The sequence below is a fragment of the Modestobacter roseus genome, assembly GCF_007994135.1.
Classification (GTDB): domain Bacteria; phylum Actinomycetota; class Actinomycetes; order Mycobacteriales; family Geodermatophilaceae; genus Modestobacter; species Modestobacter roseus.
Map to the genome: position 1 here is coordinate 4,255,075 of NZ_VLKF01000001.1, position 14,287 is coordinate 4,269,361.

15 protein-coding genes are annotated in these 14,287 nt (G+C 75.7%); 5 read left to right on the forward strand and 10 right to left on the reverse strand.

Annotated features, from left to right (window positions below):
* Positions 1–11 precede the first annotated feature (11 nt).
* Positions 12–698 carry an HAD hydrolase-like protein gene (locus JD78_RS20365; protein ID WP_153360430.1) on the forward strand — a complete coding sequence of 229 codons (687 nt, stop codon included), beginning with the start codon at positions 12–14 and terminating at the stop codon, positions 696–698.
* A gap of 83 nt (positions 699–781) precedes the next feature.
* The gene (locus JD78_RS20370) at positions 782–1,432 is read left to right on the forward strand and encodes a maleylpyruvate isomerase family mycothiol-dependent enzyme (RefSeq protein WP_228395163.1); all 651 of its coding nucleotides are present in this window, start codon (positions 782–784) and stop codon (positions 1,430–1,432) included.
* Between the two features lie 180 nt (positions 1,433–1,612).
* On the opposite strand, the gene JD78_RS20375 is transcribed toward JD78_RS20370, so the two are convergent.
* The 5 genes from JD78_RS20375 to JD78_RS20395 form a co-directional block, all read right to left on the reverse strand.
* Positions 1,613–2,203: a TetR/AcrR family transcriptional regulator gene (locus JD78_RS20375; RefSeq protein WP_153360434.1), complete on the reverse strand. Its 591-nt coding sequence runs from the start codon at positions 2,201–2,203 to the stop codon at positions 1,613–1,615.
* Positions 2,204–2,440: 237 nt separating this feature from the next.
* The gene (locus tag JD78_RS20380) at positions 2,441–2,797 is read right to left on the reverse strand and encodes a putative quinol monooxygenase (protein WP_153360436.1); all 357 of its coding nucleotides are present in this window, start codon (positions 2,795–2,797) and stop codon (positions 2,441–2,443) included.
* A gap of 365 nt (positions 2,798–3,162) precedes the next feature.
* Entirely contained in the window at positions 3,163–3,897 is a 735-nt protein-coding gene (locus JD78_RS20385) for a DUF6518 family protein (protein WP_166521358.1), read from the reverse strand.
* 134 nt (positions 3,898–4,031) lie between these two features.
* Positions 4,032–4,589: a DUF6226 family protein gene (locus JD78_RS20390; RefSeq protein WP_166521359.1), complete on the reverse strand. Its 558-nt coding sequence runs from the start codon at positions 4,587–4,589 to the stop codon at positions 4,032–4,034.
* Between the two features lie 70 nt (positions 4,590–4,659).
* The gene (locus JD78_RS20395; protein ID WP_153360440.1) at positions 4,660–5,325 is read right to left on the reverse strand and encodes an SDR family NAD(P)-dependent oxidoreductase; all 666 of its coding nucleotides are present in this window, start codon (positions 5,323–5,325) and stop codon (positions 4,660–4,662) included.
* Between the two features lie 53 nt (positions 5,326–5,378).
* Here JD78_RS20395 and JD78_RS20400 point away from each other — a divergent pair, with 53 nt between their 5' ends.
* From JD78_RS20400 to JD78_RS20410, 3 genes are read left to right on the forward strand one after another with little or no spacing between them, the layout of a single operon-like run.
* Entirely contained in the window at positions 5,379–5,747 is a 369-nt protein-coding gene (locus JD78_RS20400; protein ID WP_153360442.1) for a VOC family protein, read from the forward strand.
* A 29-nt stretch (positions 5,748–5,776) separates the two neighbouring features.
* Positions 5,777–7,462: a GTPase family protein gene (locus JD78_RS20405; protein WP_166521360.1), complete on the forward strand. Its 1,686-nt coding sequence runs from the start codon at positions 5,777–5,779 to the stop codon at positions 7,460–7,462.
* Positions 7,459–9,045 carry a GTPase gene (locus JD78_RS20410; protein WP_166521361.1) on the forward strand — a complete coding sequence of 529 codons (1,587 nt, stop codon included), beginning with the start codon at positions 7,459–7,461 and terminating at the stop codon, positions 9,043–9,045. The genes JD78_RS20405 and JD78_RS20410 overlap by 4 nt, the downstream gene beginning before the upstream one ends.
* A 63-nt stretch (positions 9,046–9,108) precedes the next feature.
* Here the strand turns inward: JD78_RS20410 and JD78_RS20415 are convergent, their stop codons facing one another.
* The 5 genes from JD78_RS20415 to cobG form a co-directional block, all read right to left on the reverse strand.
* A complete protein-coding gene (locus JD78_RS20415) occupies positions 9,109–9,507 on the reverse strand; it encodes a VOC family protein (protein WP_153361352.1) in 399 nt (132 codons plus the stop codon).
* 39 nt (positions 9,508–9,546) lie between these two features.
* Complete coding sequence (locus tag JD78_RS20420) at positions 9,547–10,785, reverse strand: MFS transporter (protein WP_153361351.1); 1,239 nt, start codon at positions 10,783–10,785, stop codon at positions 9,547–9,549.
* 140 nt (positions 10,786–10,925) lie between these two features.
* On the reverse strand, positions 10,926–12,425 hold the full coding sequence (locus JD78_RS20425; RefSeq protein ID WP_153361350.1) for a precorrin-2 C(20)-methyltransferase: 1,500 nt from the start codon (positions 12,423–12,425) through the stop codon (positions 10,926–10,928).
* A gap of 37 nt (positions 12,426–12,462) precedes the next feature.
* Positions 12,463–13,083, reverse strand: coding sequence for a precorrin-8X methylmutase (locus JD78_RS20430; protein WP_153361349.1), 621 nt, complete (start codon positions 13,081–13,083; stop codon positions 12,463–12,465).
* Positions 13,083–14,258, reverse strand: a complete 1,176-nt coding sequence (gene cobG / locus JD78_RS20435; RefSeq protein ID WP_153361348.1) for a precorrin-3B synthase — start codon at positions 14,256–14,258, stop codon at positions 13,083–13,085. The genes JD78_RS20430 and cobG overlap by 1 nt, the downstream gene beginning before the upstream one ends.
* Positions 14,259–14,287: the final 29 nt, after the last annotated feature.

Here is a 14,287-nt window from a genome sequence, read left to right on the forward strand (position 1 = left end):
CGGGCAGGTCGTTGAGCGCTCACTCAAGCAGTCGCGCGGTCCGCCGGGAAGGGGGTCCGCGCCTGGTCCTGTTCGACCTCGACGGCACGCTGGTCGACTCCACGCCCGGCATCTGGGCCTCGATCCGGTTCGCCGCGGCCGAGCTGCGGCTGCCCGAGCCGACGGAGACCCAGCTCCGGTCGATGGTGGGGCCGCCGCTGTGGGAGGGGTTCGCGGGCGCCTTCGGGCTCACCGGGGACGACGTCGACCGGGCGGTCGCCGCCTACCGGGCGCACTACACGGCCGGCGCGATCCTGGACGCCCTCGTCTACCCGGGCATCCCCGAGCTGCTGACCGCACTGGCCGACGGCGGGGCGCGGCTGGCGGTGGCCACCAGCAAGCCCGAGCCGTTCGCGGCGCGGATCCTGTCGCACGTGGGGTTGTCGCCCCGGTTCGCGAGCGTGCACGGCGCGACGCTGGACGGGCGGGTGCGGCACAAGGAACAGGTGGTCGCCGCGGCGCTCGCCGCCCACCCGGACGGCGAGCGGCCGGTGCTGGTGGGCGACCGGTCGCACGACGTGCTCGGGGCTCGGGTGCACGGGCTGCCCTGCGTCGGTGCCGGCTGGGGGCCGGCACCGCCGGGGGAGCTGGCCGCCGCCGGCGCGGCCGCGATCGCGGACACCCCGGCCGAGGTCCCGGCGGCCCTGGCCGGCCTCTGACCCGTCCGCAGCGGTCACCGATGAGTTCGGCGGTCCGGCGCGGTCTCCCTCGCGACACCGACCGATCCGACCGGAAGGACCCCGTGCGCGACTCCACGCTCACCACCGATGACCTGTGGGCCGCCGTCCACGCCGAACGCGCTGCCCTGGCGGACGACCTGGCCGACCTGACCGCGGAGCAGTGGGCCCGGCCGTCGCTGTGCGGGCGCTGGACCGTCGAGGAGGTGCTCGCCCACCTGACCGCCGCGGCCAGCACCGGGCGCGGTCGTTGGCTGGCCAGCATGCTGGCCGCGCGCTTCGACACCGACGTGCACAACGACCGGCGCCTGGCCGAGCAGCGGGGCGCCGACCCCGCCGCCACCCTGGCCCGGTTCCGGGCGGTCGTGCCCAGCACGACCGCGCCCACCGGGCACACCGCCGCGTGGCTCGGCGAGGTGGTCGTGCACGCCCAGGACGTTCGCCGCCCGCTCGGGCTGCCCGGTGCGCCGCCGGTGCCGGTGGTCACCGCGGTGGCGCGGTTCTACGCCGCCCGCGACTTCGCCGTGAACAGCCGGACCGCGGCCCGGGGGCTGCGCTTGGAGGCCACTGACGGTCCGTTCACCGCCGGCGACGGACCACTGGTCAGAGGCACCACGCTGGCGCTGACCATGGCGATGGCCGGTCGCGCGACCTTCTGCGACGACCTGACCGGGCCGGGCGTGCCCGACTTGCGTGAACGGTGCGCTCCCGGCTGAGCGGACCGTGGGTCTGCGGCGCGGGCGACCTGGTGCCGGAAGCGGTCGCGCGTAGTGGGCTGGCTCCACGGCAGGTCAGCGAGCACCGCCGGGTTCCGTTTCGGGGCTGCTGGGCCTCGGTGGCCGTGAGCTGGTCGACGTGTGATCGGGCTCAGCGGGTCGGAGCTGGGTGGAGCCGTCTCACTTGCTCGAGGTGAGCAGGCTGAATGCGGCCCGGCCGATGCCCTGGAGCACGTCGTGGCTGACGCCGGCGCTGCCGAGGACCTCCATGCCGCGGGTGACCGCTACGTAGTAGGTGGCGAGCGCCCTCGCATCCAGGTCCGTGGCGACGTGCCCGGACGCCTGCGCCTGCTGGATGCAGGTGGCGTACTCGTCTTCGAGTCGCCGGTAAGCCTGCAGCGCGGCCTCGGCGATCTCTGGGTCGTGGTCGGCGAGCTCGACGGTGGCTTTGGTGAACAGCGAGTCCAGCGGGCCTTCGGAGCTGAAGGTGACGGCGAGCGCGTCCAGGTGCGCCCCGATCAGCTCCAGTGGGGAGGCGTCGCGTGCGGCCAGTTGCTCGGTGAGCCGCTGCACATGGGCGGAGGCGCTCGCGGCGAGTGCGCGCAGGAAGAGTTCCCGCTTGCCGCCGAAGGTGTTGTAGATGCTCTGCTTCCCGAGCCCCGTCGCGCGGCTGAGGTCCTCCATCGTGGTGCCGCCGTAGCCGCCGGCTGCGAATGCGCGGGCGGCCAGTTCGATGACGTCGTCCTCTTCGAACTTCCGAGGTCGGGGCATGACGCGAGCCTAGGACGGGCCTCTTGCGTCGGGCTCGGGTGCTGGACGGGACGGGTGCGGACGAAGCCCTGGTGGGAGCGGGATCGTCCGCACCACCAGCAGCTCCGTGCGCTGCTCCACCCCGGGGACCACCTGTGTCCGCCCGCACTGTGCGATCGCTCGGTCGGGCGCCGCGGAACCTGCGGTCGAGGGTGCCGGCGCACCCGCTCGAACCACAGGGCCTGAGTGGTGTCGGAGTCAGTTCTCGTCGGCACCCGGGAGTGCGCCGGCGACCTGTTCCGCGACGTCGTAGCACTCCGCCTGGTAGTCGAGGATGCGGACACCGCCGAGGACGGCGCCCACGGCTGCGAGGAAGTCCTCGTCGGCGAAGTGCGCGTCGATGGCGGCCTGGTCGCGCCACGCCTCGGTGAGGTGGATGGTGTTCGGGTCGGTGAGGTCCTGGGCGAACACGTAGTAGGTGCAGCCGTCCTGCTGGGCGGTGGTGGTCAGGTGAGGGATGACCGCGTCGATGAAGGTCTGCCGGTCCTCGGGGTGGACGGTGTAGTACGCGCTGATGACCTTGCCGGTCGGCTCGTGCTTGGTGTGGGCGATCATCGTCTGCCTGCGTCCTCGGTGTTGTGCGGACTGGCCGCGATCGCGGTCGTGGTGCCACCGTACGACATTCTTGTCGAATGAGTCAAAAACTTGCCGTGTAGCTCAGTCGACGTGCCGTACGGGCTGACCTGCCTGCTCTTTCACGGAGTCCGCGGTCGAGTCGACGAGTCCCAGCTCAGGACGCGCCGCTGGTGAGCCGTCCCGTCGGGGCGGGTTCTCGGGGCGCGCAGAGGTCGCCGTGGGGTCGTCCCGGCTCGACAGCAACGCGCCGCGTTGGGTATCGGGCCGCCCGTCAGCCGGCGGTCGTGGGTCGCCAGACCGTTCACCCGCGCATCGAGAGATGCAAGGTCCGCGCCAGGGGCTGCTCAGGTCACCACTGCGTGCAGCAGCGCCTCACCGGCAGCACCCAGCGGGAAGACCACCAGCAGCCAGGCCAGGGCGGTGCCGATGCCTCGCCCAGGTGTTCGAGCCGTGCGTGCCGCCGGTGCAGTGGCTCCCAGGGCCACCGCGAGCAGAGCCCCGATGGTGCAGAACACGACGGCGTCACCGGTGTAGTGCAGGTAGACCCCGTATCCGATGGCGCCTTCGGCGAGGAAGACCCCACCCAGCAGTGCCGCACTCAGTCCTGCCCAGCGCAGCGACTCCATGTGACGCCAGCACCAGCCCGCCGCGCCGAACACCGGTCCGCCGATCACGCCGGTGGCCGCCCACAGCACGACCGTGGCGGGGTTGACGCCGAAGTCGCGCACCAGGGAGAGGAGGTAGTAGCCGCCGACCTCGCCGAAGCAGACGAGGACCCCAGCTGCGGCAGCGACCTGCGGCCGCTTGATCAGGGCACCGACGGCGAACGCGGGGGCGACCCAGGGGGCGACGGCGTTGGCGAGCCCGGCGAAGGGCGAGGGCAGCACCGTCTGCAGGAGGGACGTCGCCGCTCCCCACAGCAGGCCGACCAGCACGGCCACGCCGAGCGCCGCCGCGGTACCCAGCCCAGGTCGCCGCTCCGGATCTCCGGCGAGGGGGAGACCGGCACCGCCGTCCCGGTCGAGCGCGGTGTGCGAGGCGCCGGGTGGTGGAGTCGCAGCAGGACTGGGGGTGCTCACCGGCAGACCCTGGCAGCCGACGGGCCGCGGGTCATCAGGCCACGCACGGACATCGGCGAGCGTGCCTCATCCCCGGGTCTGACCCCGCACCCGGTCGATCTGGCCGCAGCAGGTGGACGCCGACCTGCTCGGTGTCAGGCGGAGTCGACGGGTCGATCGTGCGCGCCTGTCGGGTGCTCCGGCCACGGCGCCCAGTCGAACCTCCCCGGCTCGCCGTGAGCGCTGGCCTCAGCGGGGGTCAGGTAGGCCGTGCTGCTGCTCCCTGCCCGCCAGGTGTGGAGTTCTCGGGGGCCTGGCCCGGCGGTCAACTCCTCCCCGAACCGTCCGCCGGCCACGTCGCCGACGAACTCCACGAGGCTCTCGATCGCGTCGTCGACCTGCTCGTCGCACGCGTCGCAGCCGCATGCCGGGAACGAGGCCCGGGCCCAGCGGCCGGCGCGGAGGTGGACGCCCGGGAAGTCGGTCCGGACGACGACCAGATCGGCCCCGGCACCCGTAGCCGGGCTCAGTCGAACGGCAGACAACTCGCCGCGGCCGGCCACGGGCTCGTCGCTGACCATGACGTCGAACCGGCGCCGCAGACCGGCCACCAGGTCGTCGGCCGCGCCGAGCAGTGGCAGGAACCGCTGCGGGTCGCTGACCCGGCTGTACGCCTCGGCCGGCGGCTCCTCGTCGCCCCAGCGCCCGCCCACGACGCGATGGTAGGGCTCCACCGTCGGGACTCCGCCCGAGAAGGCGCCAGCTGCTGCGCCGGGCGGCGGATCAGTCGACGCCGATGTGGTGGCGGAAGCGGTCCCGCTTCGTGTGCAGGCCCCACAGCAGGTCGGCGAGCACGGCCGGGTCCTTGTCCGGGCTGCCCGGCTCGATCTTGCCCGGGATGACCAGCTGCGAGACCTGGATGCCCTCCTCGCCGAGCGCCTCGTGCAGCAGCTGCGCGTAGGCGGCCTGACCGGCGAACGCGACCGACGTCCCGGTGACGTTGCGGCCGGGGGTGACCGCGGAACCGCCGTTGACGAACAGGATCGTGCCGCGGTCCTCACCCAGGAAGCGCATGCCGGGCAGCACCTGGTGCACCGCGGCGACCGGGCCGTAGATCGAGAACTCGACCGGGCCGACCAGGTCGGCTGGGGTGGTCTCCAGCACCGGCCGCATGAAGTCCTTCTGCGGCAGCGGGCTGTACTGCAGCACCTCGATCGGGCCGAGGGCCTCCGTCGCCTGCTCCAGCGCGACCGCCAGCGAGGCCGGGTCCCGGACGTCGGCCGCGAAGCCACGCGCCTGCACGCCCTCGGCCGCCAGCTCCTCGGCCAGCGCGTCGAGCTTCGCCTGGGAGCGGGAGAGCAGCGCCACGGCGAAGCCCTCCGCGCCGAACCTGCGGGCCACTGCCGCGCCGAGCCCGCGGCCGGCACCGATGATCGCGATCGTCGTCATGCCGGGTGCAAGTCGGCGGGGCGTCGATCTGTTTCGCCCGGCAGGATCCCGGCATGACCAGCCGCATCGCCGTCCTCGCCCTCGACGCCGGCGATCCCCGCGTCGTCGCCGACTTCTGGGGTGCCGTGCTGGGCTGGTCGGTGCTCGAGGAGGACGACGACGTGATCAGCATCGGCGACGGCGCGGGTGGGCAGATCGACGTCTGCCGTGTGCCGGGCGCCAAGACGGTCAAGAACCGGCTGCATCTGGACCTGCGCGCTGACGGGTCGAGCACCGCCGAGGAGCTGGACCGGTTGCTGGCGCTCGGCGCCCGGCGGGTGGACGTCGGCCAGGCCGACGACGTGAGCTGGACCGTGCTGGCCGACCCGGAGGGCAACGAGTTCTGCCTGCTCTCGCGCACGGTGCAGGAGGCGGAGGAGTGACCGGTGCCCCGGCGGGCTAGACACCACCGGTGACGAGCCCCCCGCTGACCGATGCGCTGCAGGCGCTGCGTGACGAGGTCGCCGCCGCGCCGCTCGGGCTGGCCACCCCGGGCCGTGACGCCGCCGCTCGCACCGCCGCCGAGGTCGTGCACCAGGTCGACGACTACCTGCTGCCCCGGCTGCGCGACCTGGACGCCCCGCTGCTGGCCGTCGTCGGCGGCTCCACCGGCGCCGGGAAGTCGACCCTGGTCAACAGCCTGCTGCGGGCGCACGTCACCGCCCCCGGCGTGCTGCGCCCGACCACGCGCGCGCCCGTGCTCGTCTGCGCTCCCGAGGACCGGGCGGCCTTCGCCGGTGACCGGGTGCTGCCCGGCCTGGCCCGCACCACCGGCGGCGTGGCCGGGCCAGGTGGGCTGCAGCTGGTGACGCACGAGGGTCTGCCCGCCGGCCTGGCGCTGGTCGACGCCCCCGACGTCGACTCGGTGGTGGAGGCCAACCGCGACCTCGCCGGCCAGCTGCTCGCCGCCGCCGACCTGTGGGTCTTCGTGACGACGGCGGCCCGCTACGCCGACGCCGTCCCCTGGGACCTGCTGCGGACGGCGCAGGAGCGGGGCACCGCGCTGGCGGTCGTGCTGGACCGGGTGCCCACCGAGGCCGTGGCGGAGGTGGCCGGCGACCTCGCCGGCATGCTCGCGCGCGGCGGGCTGGGCGCGGCCCGGCTGTTCGTGGTGGAGGAGCGGCCGCTGACCGACGGGTTCCTGCCCGAGGACCAGGTCGGCCCGCTGCGCGCCTGGTTGCACGGGCTCGCCGCCGACGCAGAGCAGCGCGCCGCCGTCGTCCGGCAGACCCTCGCCGGGGCGCTGGCCAGCCTGGACGAGCGGGTCGCCGACGTCGAGGCCGGGGTGGTCGAGCAGGCCACCGCCGCCGAGGCGCTGGAGACCGCCGCCGACGCCAGCTACGCCCGCGCCCGCGCCGCGGTCGACGAGGGGGTGGGCAACGGCAGCCTGCTGCGCGGGGAGGTGCTCTCCCGCTGGCAGGAGTTCGTCGGCACGGGGGAGTGGATGCGCTCCCTGCAGGGCTCGGTGGGCCGGGTGCGCGACCGGCTCACCGCCTCGCTGACCGGCCGGCCCACCCCCGCCGACTCGCTGCAGGGCGCCCTGGAGTCGGGGGTCGAGCTGCTGCTGCGCGCGGAGGCCGACGCCGCGGCCGAGCGCACGGTCACCAGCTGGCGGACGCTGCCCGGCGGTCCGGCGCTGCTCGCCGGCCGGGCGGCCGAGCTGGAGGGCGTCTCCCCGGGCTTCACCGGCGCGGCCGCCGATGCCGTCCGCGACTGGCAGGGCGCGGTGCTCGAGCTGGTGCGCGCCGAGGGGGCCGGCAAGCGGTCGCGCGCCCGCCTGCTGTCCTGGGGCGTCAACGGCGCCGGTGCGGTGGTGATGGTCGCGGTGTTCGCCTCGACCGCGGGCCTGTCCGGCGCCGAGGTCGCCATCGCCGGCGGCACCACGGCGCTGGGGCAGCGGGTGCTGGAGGCGGTGTTCGGCGACGCCGCCGTCCGGGAGCTCGCCGCCCGGGCCCGCGCCGACCTCGATGCCCGCGCCGACGCGCTGCTCCGTGACGAGCAGGCTCGCTTCGCCGAGCTGCTCGCCGGCGCCGCGCCCGCGCCGGGTGCGGCCGGGCGGCTGCACACCGCCGTCGCCGCCCTGGCGGCTGCCCGGTGAGGCGCCGGGAGACCCCGCTCGCCGACCGGCTCGGTGCGCTGCGCGAGGCGGTCGAGGTCGCCGAGGGGCGGCTGGAGGTGCCCGAGGTCGGCGCCGCGCGGGCACTGCTGGCCAAGGCCGGCGCGCGGGAGGCGCTCGGCGACGCCACCGTCGTCGCGCTCGCCGGCGCGACCGGCAGCGGCAAGTCGACGCTGTTCAACGCGCTCACCGGCGCCGAGGTGAGCACCCCGGGCGTGCGCCGGCCGACCACCGGCATCGCGCACGCCAGCGTCTGGGGCGCCGAGGGCGCCGACCGGCTGCTGGACTGGCTGGAGGTGCCCCGCCGGCACCGGGTCGACGGCGGTGACCCGGCGCTGGACGGCCTGGTGCTCCTCGACCTCCCCGACCACGACAGCGTGCGGGTCGAGCACCGGCTGGAGGTCGACCGGCTGGTGCAGCTGGTCGACGTGCTGGTCTGGGTGCTCGACCCGCAGAAGTACGCCGACGCCGCCGTCCACTCCCGCTACCTGGCGCCGCTGGCCGGGCACGCCGGGGTGCTCGTCGTCGTCCTCAACCAGGTCGACCGGCTCGACGACGCCGCCGCCCGCGCCTGCCTCGCCGACCTGCGCGGCCTGCTGGACGCCGAGGGGCTCACCGGCACGCCGCTGCTGGCCACCGCCGCACGCACCGGGTACGGCCTGCCGGAGGTGCGCGCGGAGCTCGCCCGCCGGGTCGGTGCCCGCCGCGCCGCCACCGACCGGCTGGCCGCCGACGCCCGCGGTGCCGCCGCGGCGCTCGCCGCGCACTGCGCGCCGGACGCCGGCCCCGACCGCAGCCGTGACCGGGACGAGCGGGACGGGCTGGTCGGGGCGCTCGCCGACGCGGCCGGGGTGCCCGCGGTGACCACGGCCGTGGAGCTGTCCGCCCGCCGCCGCGGCGCGGAGCACACCGGCTGGCCGGTGCTGCGCTGGACGTCGAAGCTGCGCGCCGACCCGCTGCGCCGGCTGCACCTGGGCTCCGAGGCCGCCCGCAGCTCGCTCCCGCCGGCCGGCGCCGTGCAGCAGGCGGCGCTGGGCGCGGCGCTGCGCCGGGCCCGCGACGAGGCCGGCGCCGGGCTGCCGCAGGCGTGGCGCGACGAGCTGCGCCGCACCGCGGAGCTGTCCCAGGAGCGGCTGGCCGACCGGCTGGACCGCGCGGTGGCCGGTACCGACTTCGGCCCGCAGCGGACGCCGCTGTGGCAACGCGCCGTCGGCGGGCTGCAGTGGGTGCTGGCGTTGGTGGCCCTCGCCGGGGCGCTGTGGCTGCTCGGCCTGGTCGGACTGGGTCTGCTGCAGCTGGACGACGTCGTGCCGCTGCCCCGGGTGGAGGGCATCCCGCTGCCGACCCTGCTGCTGGTCGGTGGGCTGCTGTCGGGGTTGCTGCTCGCGCTGGTGGCCCGGCCGCTGGTGCGCGCCGGGGCGCGGCGACGCGGCCGGCTGGCCCGGCGGCGGCTGCTGGACCGGGTGGCCGAGGTCGCCGACGACGAGGTGCTCGGACCGCTGGGGGAGGCGCGCGCCGACCACGACCGGTTCTGCGCCGCCGTCGGCCGCGCCGGCGCCGGCTGAGCAGCACTCCCAGCTTTCGGCGCCGAAACCCGGACAGCTTTCGGCGCCGAAACCCGGAGGGGGTCAGTTCGTCGGGGGCAGCCGGGACGGCGGGTGCTCGGCCAGGCAGAAGAGGTTGCCCTCCGGGTCGGCGAGCGTCGTCCACTGGGCCCAGGGCAGCTCGTCGAGCACGTCCCACCGGTGGGTGGCGCCCAGGGTCACTGCCCGGGCGACCTCCTCCTCGCGGCACCCCCAGGGCACGGTGAGGTCCAGGTGCTGGGTCTGCCGCTCCGGGCGGGGGCCGGTGCGCCGCCGGAAGAACATGCCGAAGCCGTCGGGCTCCCGGGCGGACACGAAGACGAGGCCGCCCTGCTCACCGACCACTGTGCCACCGAGCAGGTCGGCCCAGAACGACGCCAGTGCCCGTGGTGAGGCCGCCTCGACGTTCACCGAACCCAGGCTGATCGAGGTCCCGGCAGGCACAGACCCGAAGCTACGTTCGTGCGTCTGGGGGGACAACCGTCATCTGTCGTGGACCGGCTGCAGCTGCCCGTCCGGTGCCGGTGCGCTGCCTGCGGCGGAGCGGCGGCGGTGCAGGGTGAGGCCGGCCACGGCAGTGAGCGCCAGGACGATGACCACCGCGCCGTAGACCTCGGCGGTCGTCTCCAGGCCCACGGAGTTTGCGGCGACCCCGGCCGCGATCGCCGGCAGGCTGAACGCCAGGTAGCTGACGGTGAAGACCGCGGAGATGAGCGCCGCGCGCTGGCCCGGGTCGACGCCGGCGGTCACCGTGGCCATCGCACCGAGGAAGGCACCGCCGAAGCCGAACCCGGAGACCACCGCGGCCACGAAGAACAGCGCCAGCGACCCGGTCCACAGCGCGGTGATCGTGCCGGCGACGCCGGTGGCGAAGACGAGCGCGCCCACGGTCATCCCCCGGGCGGGGGCGAGCGACCGCATGGTCAGGGACCCGATCACCCCGGTGCCGTTGAGCGCCAGGATCGGCAGCGCGCCGGTGACGTGGTCGGTGACCCCGAAGACGGTGGCGGCCAGCGAGGGGCTGAGGGATGCGTAGAGCCCGCCGAGCGACCAGGTGGCGATGAGGCAGGGGAGCACCAGCAGGAACGCCCGCCGCTGCGACGGGGGCACGTGCACGCTCGGCACCAGCGACGCCGCCAGCCCCGGCCGCCGGGGGGAGGTCTCGGGCAGGAACACCACCCAGGCGGCGGCGGCCAGACACAGCACGGTGAGCACCCCGAACACCCAGTCGGTGGGGGAGGGGACGAACTGCACGGCCAGGCCCGCGCCCACCGCGCCGAGGGAGAGGCCCAGCCCCGGCCCCGCGGAGTTGACCAGCGGGCCCAGCGGCCGGTCCGCGCGCTGGGTGTCCAGCAGCGCCGCGCCGAACGCGGCGGTCAGCGCGCCGGTGGCGAACCCCTGCACGACCCGGGCGACCAGCAGCCACCCGACGCCGTCGGCGGCCCAGAACAGCACCATCGACGCCGCCTCGACCAGCAGCGCCACCGCCAGCACCGGCCGCCGCCCGACGTGGTCGGACAGCCCGCCGACGACGAGCAGGGAGAGCAGCAGCGCGAAGGCGTAGACACCGAAGACGACGGTGAGCGTGCCCGAGCCGAAGCCGAACTCCTCCGCGTACACCCGGTACAGCGGTGAGGGGACGCCCGAGGCCGCCAGCATGAGGATCAGCAGGACGGCGACCGACCAGAAGGCGGCCGGGCGGGCGAGCGTTCCTCGGGGCACGAACCGGTGCAAGGCCCGACCAGCCGGTCCTGTTCCCGGGGTCACCCGGTCAGCACGCCGATCTCGGTGCACCCGCCCACGGAGGACCCGCACCCGGTCAGCACCGTCCCGAGCGTCAGCAGCAGGACGGCGCGCACGACTCAGCCCGGGTAGCGGCGGCTGGTGAACACCCGGCCGGACGGCGTCACCCGGGTCTGGGTCGAGCCGATCAGCAGCAGGCAGCGCATGTCGACCGTCTCCGGGTCCAGGTCGGCCAGGGTCGTCACCCGCACCGACTCCTCCGCACCCCCGACGTCCCGGCCGACGACTACCACGGTGTCGGGGTCGCGGACGTCCAGCAGCGCCTTCTGGGCCTCGGCCAGCTGGTGCGGCCGGGCCTTGGAGCGCGGGTTGTAGAGGGCCAGCACCAGGTCGGCCGACGCGGCCGCGCGCAGCCGGTCGAGCACGACGTCCCAGGGCTTGAGGACGTCGGAGAGGCTGATCACCGCGAAGTCGTGCCCGAGCGGGGCGCCCACCCTCGACGCGACCGCCTGTGCCGCGGTGAGCCCGGGCAGCACCCGCACCTCGACGTCCGGGAAGCTCTCCGCCGCCACCTCCAGCACCGCCGCGGCCATCGCGAAAACCCCGGGGTCGCCGCTGGAGACCACCGCCACGCGGCGGCCGTCCCGGGCCAGCTGCAGGGCCGCGGCGGCGCGCTCGACCTCGACCCGGTTGTCGCTGGGGTGCTTCACCTGCCGCGGGTTGGCCGGCACGCGGTCCAGGTAGGGGCCGTAGCCGACCAGGTCGTCGGCCTCGGCCAGCGCCTCGGCGACCTCCGGCGTCGTCCAGGCGCGCTTGCCCGGGCCGAGCCCGACGACGGCGACCTCACCCGCCGTGCCAGGTTTCGGCGCCGAAACCTGGCCGGGTTCCGGCGCCGAAACCGGGGAGAGGAGGCTGGGCAGCAGGGCGAGGGAGAAGTACGGCACCGTCTCGGGGTCGACGTCGGCCAGCGGGGCGACCCGTTGCCGGTCGGTGGTGGCCCGCTCCACGTAGTACGCCCGGTCGAGCACCCCGGCGGCGTCGAACGCCTCCCGGACGTTGCCGAACGTGCGGCCGAGCTTCAGCACCGCCGCGGAGTCGGTGGTGGCCAGCCACTCGGCGAGCTCGTCGGCGGGCAGCGTGCCGGGCAGCACGGTGAGCACCTCGTCGCGCTCGACCAGCGGCCGGCCGAGCACCGCGGCGGCACCGCTGACGCTGGTCACGCCCGGCACCACCTCGGTCGGGTAGCGGTGCGCGAGCCGCTTGTGCATGTGCATGTAGGAGCCGTAGAAGAACGGATCGCCCTCGGCCAGCACGACGACGTCCCGGCCGGCGTCCAGGTGCGCGGCCAGCCGCGCGGCGGCGGCCTCGTAGAACTCGTCGATCGCGCCCTGGTAGCCGCCGGGGTGGTCGGTGGTCTCGGTGGTGACCGGGTAGACCAGCAGCTCCTCGACCTGCCCGGGGCGCAGGTAGGGCGCGGCCAGCCCGCGGGCCACCGACCGGCCGTGCTGCGCGGCGTGGAACGCGACGACGTCCGCGGCGCCGATCAGCCGGGCCGCCTTGACCGTCACCAGCTCCGGGTCGCCGGGCCCCAGCCCGACCCCGTACAGCCGCCCGTTCATGCCGTGCCCCCGAGGGCAGAAGTGGCCATGTCCGCCCTCATTCGACCGTGCTCGCGATCGCGTTGACCGCCGCCGCCGTGATGGCGCTGCCGCCACGCCGGCCGCGGACGACCAGGAAGTCCAGGTCCGAGGCGGCCAGCGCCTCCTTCGACTCGACCGCGCCGATGAAGCCCACCGGGATGCCGATCACCGCGGCCGGCCGCGGGGCGCCGGCGGCGACCATCTCCAGCAGGTGGAACAGCGCGGTGGGCGCGTTGCCGATCGCGACGACGGCGCCGTCGAGCCGCTCGCCCCACAGCTCGAGGGCCGCGGCGGTGCGCGTGGTGCCGAGGTCGGCCGCGAGGGCCGGGGTGCGCGGGTCGTTGAGCGTGCAGACGACGTCGTTGTCCTTCGGCAGCCGCCGGCGGGTGACGCCGGAGGCGACCATCTGCGCGTCGCAGAGCACCGGGGCGCCGGCGTGGAGCGCCTCCCGCGCCCGCCCGACGACGTCGTCGGACCAGGCCACGTCGGCCACCAGGTCGACCTGACCGCAGGCGTGGATCATCCGCACCGCCACCTGGGCGACGTCGGCGGGCAGCCCGGAGAGGTCGGCCTCGGCGCGGATCGTGGCGAAGGACTGCCGGTAGATCTCGGCGCCGTCGTGCTCGTAGGAGTACATCAGTCCTTCTCGATCAGGTATCCGGTCGGCGTCGCGACCACGTCGACCACGCGGCCGGTCGGCCGGCCGCAGCGGCGGGCGCAGCCGGCCCAGTGCTGGCGGGAGCCGTCGGCCGGCAGCGTGCCGGCGGCCACGGCGGCGGTGGCGTCGGCCCGCACGTCGGCCAGCGACTTCGCGCAGCCCGGCCGCCCGGCGCAGGCGGTGACCAGTCGCCACGGGCTGGCCGGCTCGGTCACCAGGCCGGCGGCGGTGAGCGCCTCGACGGCGGGGGCGGCGTCGGCGAGGTCGGGGACGACGACGGTGCGCCAGGGGGTCACCTCGAGCTCGGGGCCGAGGTCGGCGAGCAGCTCGGCCTGCCCGGCGGAGAGCCGGCCCAGTGGTACGACGACGGCGAGCGCCGTGCGGCCGTCGTCCTGGGCCAGTTCGCCGGCCGGTCCGGTCACCGGGGCGGACACCCGCTCGCGGCCGGGGGCGTCGGGTCGCCGGCCGGTGAGCCGTTCGGCCACCCGCGCCCAGCCGTCGGTCAGCTCGGTCAGCCGCCAGGCGGTGCCGCCCTGGGCCGCGCGCTCGGCGAGGAAGGCCGCGCCGGCGGCGAGGGCCAGGGCGACGGCGTCACCGGGCCGGGCCCGGACGCCGGAGTCGGTGCCGCCGAGCAGCAGGGCGACGACGTCGGGGGCGAGGGCGAGCAGGGTGACGTCGGCGCCGAGGCCGGCGACGTCACCGCGGCCGTCGTCGAAGGCGACCAGGAACCGGCCGGGCAGCTCGGCGAGCGCCGGGTCGGCGAGCAGTGCGGCGTCGAAGGCGCGCACCCAGGGCCGGACGTCGAGGTGGCCGCCCCACCGGCCGGAGAGGCTGCTGGCCAGCACATTCCGCACCCGCTCGTGGGTGTCGCTGGGCAGCAGGCCCACCGCGGCCAGTCGCTCGCCCAGTTCGGTCTCGGCGCCGGCGGGCAGGCCGCGCAGCTGGAGGTTCCCCCGGCTGGTCAGCTCCAGGTGGCCGTCGCCGAGGTCGCGGGCGGCAGCGGCGAGCGTGCGCAGCTGACCCGCGCTCAGCGCACCGCCGGGGATGCGCACCCGGGCCAGCGCGCCGTCGGCGGCGGCGTGGGTCTGCAGCGCGCCGGGGCAGGCGTCGGACCGGTCCCGCGGCGGGGGGAGGGGGGTCTGCACGGAGGACATGGCGGAGCCGAGGCTACTTCCCCGGCCGG

What these genes read in the sequence shown, in the direction of transcription:
- JD78_RS20395 (WP_153360440.1), bottom strand. Translation starts at nt 5,325, where the DNA reads ATGACGACGATCGCGATCATCGGTGCCGGCCGCGGGCTCGGCGCGGCA.
- JD78_RS20400 (WP_153360442.1), top strand. Translation starts at nt 5,379, where the DNA reads ATGACCAGCCGCATCGCCGTCCTCGCCCTCGACGCCGGCGATCCCCGC.
- cobG (WP_153361348.1), bottom strand. Translation starts at nt 14,258, where the DNA reads ATGTCCTCCGTGCAGACCCCCCTCCCCCCGCCGCGGGACCGGTCCGAC.
- JD78_RS20375 (WP_153360434.1), bottom strand. Translation starts at nt 2,203, where the DNA reads ATGCCCCGACCTCGGAAGTTCGAAGAGGACGACGTCATCGAACTGGCC.
- JD78_RS20380 (WP_153360436.1), bottom strand. Translation starts at nt 2,797, where the DNA reads ATGATCGCCCACACCAAGCACGAGCCGACCGGCAAGGTCATCAGCGCG.
- JD78_RS20425 (WP_153361350.1), bottom strand. Translation starts at nt 12,425, where the DNA reads ATGAACGGGCGGCTGTACGGGGTCGGGCTGGGGCCCGGCGACCCGGAG.
- JD78_RS20430 (WP_153361349.1), bottom strand. Translation starts at nt 13,083, where the DNA reads ATGTACTCCTACGAGCACGACGGCGCCGAGATCTACCGGCAGTCCTTC.